A 4,654-nucleotide genomic window follows, 5' to 3' on the forward strand; every position below is an offset into this window, starting at 1 on the left:
CCTTGACCCGGCCAAATTCACCAGGCGCCGCGTAACGACAGAGAAGGATGAACCGGCAGAACGCTTGACAAACTACGCGTCATAGAAGGCTGGCGCTGAGCGCCTTGCCGAGGCAATGGCCTCGGCAAGGTCGAAGCCCAGCGCTTTCGGCGGCCGCGTGGAGCGCTGGGCTTCGCGCTGTCGCGGCTCAGCTTCCGCTTCGCGCCAGCCTACGAATTCCGCGCTTCGCGCCAGCCTACGGGGCACCAACCACCGGCATCATCGCCAGGCTCGCCCGCAGCTCCTGGCACCTGCGCGCGAGCGCCTCGTGCAGCTGCACGTGGCGCTGCGTGATCGCGTCTTCGTGGGCCACCGGGGGCTGGGCGGCAGCGATCAGGCGCTCGGTGCAGTTCTCGCGCCGCAGGTCCGGGCCCAGGGCCGCGAGATAGCGCTCCAGCCGCACCAGGCTGCTGTCTGCCGCGTGCGCGCGATAGCGCCCTACCTCCACGCGCAGCGCGCGCCAGCGCGCCACCGCGGGATCGGCCACGATCGAGCGCGTGCCGAGCGCGAGCAGGGCGTTCGCCTGGTCGGTGAGCTGGTCCAGGCGCGCGGCGGTGCGGCTCAAGGAGGGCGCGCCGGCGCCGTCGGCCGCGCCCAGGATCTGCGCCAACGAGATCGGCTCGCCCTGCCACCACGCGAAGTCGTCGGCCCGCGTGTCCTGCAGCGGCTGCTTCATCCAGTCCTCCTGCAAGGGGCCGAGGCGGCGCAGCAGCTCGCCATCGAGCGTGGCCACGAGCTTGTCGCCGAACCAGTTGCCGCCGGTGTCGCGCAGCACGTCCTGCAAGGCCAGCACCTGGTCGCGCTGCTGGCGGAAGGCGGCCGGGTCGAGGGGATCGCGCAGGTCGGTGGGCAGCGCCGCCTTCAGCGTGCGGAAGGCGCGCTGGTACACGAGCTCCGACACGCGCGCGTCGATCACGCGCAGCACCACGGGCTGCGCCTGGCGCGGGAAGAGCGGCACGATTTCGCCCACCGCGCGTTCGCGTTCGCCGGCCAGGGCCCGCGCCTCCTGCACCACCTTCGCGAGCGAACCGGATTCGCGCGCGGTGCGGGCAGTCCGCGTGGCGTCGTCGTCCATGAACGAGGTCTTGAGCAGCGCGTCCAGCCCTTGCCGCAGCGCGGCGCGCTCGGGCGAGAGGCCGAAGCGCCGCTCCTGCTCCAGCCACACCACGCCGGGATCGCCGCGCGTGCCGAAGGCCAGCGCGAACTGGCGGCGGAACTCCGCGAAGGCCTGGCCCGACTGGTCCTGCAGCTGCTGCACGACCTCGGGCCCGAGCAGGCGCGTGCGCGCGATGCGGGCGAGCACCTGCTGGTAGGCGGGCCCGAGCTGCAGCGTGCCCTGGCGCATCCAGTCGTTGTGGCCCTTCGACAGCAGCGCGTTCTGGTCGTCGAGCAGGGCGTGCACGGCGCGGTAGCGCTCCAGCGTGCGGTCGAAGGCCGCCGGCCGCGCGCCCGGCTCGAACAGGCCCGCGCTGCGCTCCACCAGGCCTTGTTCGAGCGCGAACAGGTCGTTGGTGTTCAGCAGCCGCGTGTGCAGGGCACTCATCGCCTTGGCCAGGGCGCAGCGCGTGGCCCATTGCAGGCGCGTCTGCATCAGCGCGGGCTGCAGCTTCACCTCCTCGCCGGAGTGGAACATGCGCACCGCGCCCGCGAGTGCGCCGGGCAGCTTCTGGTTCAACGTATAGGCCACCAGCTTGCGCAGCTGCTCCGGCTGGCCGCTGCTGTATTGCAGCGAGAAGAAGGACTGCACGGCTTCGTCCAGCCCCTGCACCGCCTTCACGTAATCGGACACGGCGACGAACTCGGGCAGGTCTTCCGCCGCCGCCGTGAGCCGGCGATCGAGGTTCTGCGGCACGGGCGACTGGCACTCGGCGCCGGGTTGCAGCTCGCCCGATCCGCGCATCACCGGCACGCCCGTGAGCTTGCCGGCCCGCGCATAGAGCTCGCGGCGCATGGTCTCGACCACGATGTCGGCGAACTCGCGCTCCAGCCGCGCCTGCACCTGCTCCTCGAGGTTGTCGAAGGGGTGCCAGGAGCCGGGAATGAACAGCGTCCAGCTCGCATCGCGCTGCAGCCGCTGCGTGGCGGAGAGCAGCGCCAGCGCCTTGCGCCGGTACCACTCGGGATCCACGCCATCGCGGTTCTGCACGCGCGCGCGGAACTGCGCATCCGCATTGAGCTGCAGCAGCGTGCGCGAGAGCTCCTCGCGCCAGCTTCCGAGCTGGAAGGCCGCGACGACGAGGCCCGCGGCCCACAGCGCCAGCAGCAGCCAGCCGAGCGTGAGCGCGGCGGCGGCCGGCGAGCCGAAGCGCGATCGCAGCCAGCGCGTGTTCATGATTGCCCCGCAGGCCGGGTGATGCTCGGCTGCAGCAACTCGCGCACGGGCCAGGTTTGCCACACCCACAGCAGCTCGGACAGGCCGAGGAGGACGAGGGCGGCGGCAACGAGCCGCAGCCACCCGCGCCAGCCCGCGCGGGCAGGCGGCTGCGTATTGCGTGGAACTTCGGCCGGCATCACTTCCCCCTCTGCAGCGCAGGCACCAAGGCTACGGACTGCGGCCCGCGGGCCTGTCAGGTTTTATCCGGAGGCCTTGTCGGACGGTGCTGGCAGTTACCCGATTTCAGATGCCCGCGGGCCGCCGCATCGTCTTCATGCGGTCGATCGTCTTCACCGGCACCTGGCGGATCTGCGTGCCTTGCAGCACCGTCAGCAGCACCTCGGATTCCGCCTCCGGGCGCGACCACAGTTTCTTGTAGAAGCCTTCCAGCGTGCTCACCTTCTCGCCGTCGATGGCGAGCACGATGTCGCCGGCCTCGAGGCCCGCGGCGAAGGCGGGGCTGTCCTGGCTGACGCGGATGATCTGCACGCGGCCGCCCTGCTCGCTGGAATTGATCCCCAGCCAGGGCCGGCGGCTGCCGCGCGAGCTGCCGGTCTGCTGCAGCTCCGCGAGGATCGGCTTGAGCAGGTCCACCGGCACGAACATGTTGCCCGGCAGGCGATGGCTGTCGCCGAGGGCGTCGCCGACGAACAGGCTGCCGATGCCGAGCAGCTCGCCGCGCTGGTTGAACAGGCCGGCGCCACTGTGGTTGCCCACCGGCGGGCTGGTGAAGAGGGCGCTCTCGATGTGGTATTCCCAATAGCCGGAGAAGGGCCGGGTGCTGACCAACTGCGTGACCGCCACGCCACCTTCGTCGCCGCCGATGGCGGCCATGAGCATCGTATTGGCCGCCGTGGCGCCCACGCTTCCGAGCGGCACGGGCTGCAGCTGCAGGGGCAGCAGGGGCCGGATCAGGCCGAAGCCGGTGGCGACGTCGTAGGCGACGGCGCGCGCGGGCAGCACGCGGTGATCATGGGTGGTCACCTGGATCGTGTCGGCTTCGAGAATGAGATAACCGATGGTGAGGATCAGGCCCTCGGGGCCGATCACCACGCCGGAGCCGCTGCGCCGGCGCCCCAGGGTGTCGACGGAGCGCGCATCTTCGGCGGCCGTGACGTGCACGCCCACCACCGCATCCACCGCGCGCGAGAGGACCGCGATGGTCTCCTGCTCGCTTGCCGCCGGCTCCGCCGCGTGCGCCAGCGGGGCCCACAAGGAGAGCACGCACAGGCAGCGCAGCGCGGTACGCAGCAGGCCGGAGCGGGTCATGGCGATCCCCCGAAGTAGGGCGATCAGGATGCGTCAAAAGCGGCAGGCGTGCAAGACGCCACTCGGCGCGCGGTTTCCGCGGCGCCTTTTTATTTTGCATAATTCGCCGCACCGAATTACGAGGGCAAAATAAGTGGCGACCTACCAGGAACTGAAGGAACAAGCCGAAAAACTGCTGGCCGAGGCCGAGCGCGTGCGCGAACAGGAAATCGCGGAAGCGATCGCCGATATCAAGCGGAAAATCGACCTTTACGGATTGACCGCGGTCGACCTGGGCCTGGCCAGGAATACCGGCGGCCCCGGCGGCGCACGCCCGAAAGCCGCCAAATCGGCGCCCATCAAATACCGCGGCCCGAATGGCGAAACATGGTCGGGCGGGCGCGGCCGCAAGCCGCAATGGGTGGTGCAGGCCCTGAAGGAAGGCCGCAACCTGGAAGATTTCGCCGTCAAGAACGGCCGGTAAAAAGGTTTTCCTCCCTCTCCCCCTGGGAGAGGGCTGGGGTGAGGGCTTCAGGTCGGTGCGTCCGCAGCGTCCTCGCGCGCGCCCGCCTCGCCCGTCTCCTGCCGGGCCCGCATGGCCACGCGGCGGTAGAACAGGTGGTATCCCACCAGGCAGGCGGCCAGGCACGCCAGCAGCACCTCCGTGCGGCCGCGGAAAAGGACGGCCGGCACCACCGGAACCAGCGCGCAGATCCACATCAGCACGGAAACGGCGGCATTGCGCAAATTGGGATGCACGTGGGTAAGCCGCGGCTGCACCCATTGCGCCGAAACCAGGCTGTGCAGGTGCTGGCTGTCTGCCGTGCCGGGCGAGCGGCGCTGTCGGCTGCGCCGGATGACGCTGTAGAGCACCTCCAGCGTGGGATAGGCGCACAGCAGGACGCTCGCCCAGGGCGAAACGCGCGGATTGCGCGCCATCAGTTCCACCGAGAGCCACGCCAGCGTGAAGCCCGAGAAATAGGCGCCGCCATC

At 70.3% G+C, this 4,654-nt stretch carries 4 protein-coding genes and 1 pseudogene; 1 reads left to right on the forward strand and 4 read right to left on the reverse strand.

Going from position 1 to position 4,654, the window contains the following annotated elements; translation table 11 throughout:
• Nucleotides 1-235: 235 nt before the first annotated feature.
• The 3 genes from VFM98_RS00085 to VFM98_RS00095 form a co-directional block, all read right to left on the reverse strand.
• Nucleotides 236-2,371: a hypothetical protein gene (locus VFM98_RS00085; RefSeq protein WP_325107843.1), complete on the reverse strand. Its 2,136-nt coding sequence runs from the start codon at nt 2,369-2,371 to the stop codon at nt 236-238.
• Complete coding sequence (locus VFM98_RS00090; RefSeq protein ID WP_325107844.1) at nt 2,368-2,550, reverse strand: hypothetical protein; 183 nt, start codon at nt 2,548-2,550, stop codon at nt 2,368-2,370. The genes VFM98_RS00085 and VFM98_RS00090 overlap by 4 nt, the downstream gene beginning before the upstream one ends.
• Before the next feature lie 106 nt (nt 2,551-2,656).
• On the reverse strand, nt 2,657-3,682 hold the full coding sequence (locus VFM98_RS00095) for a S1C family serine protease (RefSeq protein WP_325107845.1): 1,026 nt from the start codon (nt 3,680-3,682) through the stop codon (nt 2,657-2,659).
• 133 nt (nt 3,683-3,815) lie between these two features.
• On the opposite strand from VFM98_RS00095, the gene VFM98_RS00100 reads away from it, so the two are divergent.
• Nucleotides 3,816-4,145, forward strand: a complete 330-nt coding sequence (locus VFM98_RS00100; protein WP_325107846.1) for an H-NS histone family protein — start codon at nt 3,816-3,818, stop codon at nt 4,143-4,145.
• Nucleotides 4,146-4,192: 47 nt separating this feature from the next.
• On the opposite strand, the pseudogene VFM98_RS00105 reads toward VFM98_RS00100, so the two are convergent.
• Nucleotides 4,193-4,654: pseudogene (locus VFM98_RS00105) on the reverse strand (glycosyl transferase); the annotation flags it as partial.

The sequence above is a fragment of the Ramlibacter sp. genome (genome assembly GCF_035706265.1).
Classification (GTDB): Bacteria; Pseudomonadota; Gammaproteobacteria; order Burkholderiales; family Burkholderiaceae_C; genus Ramlibacter.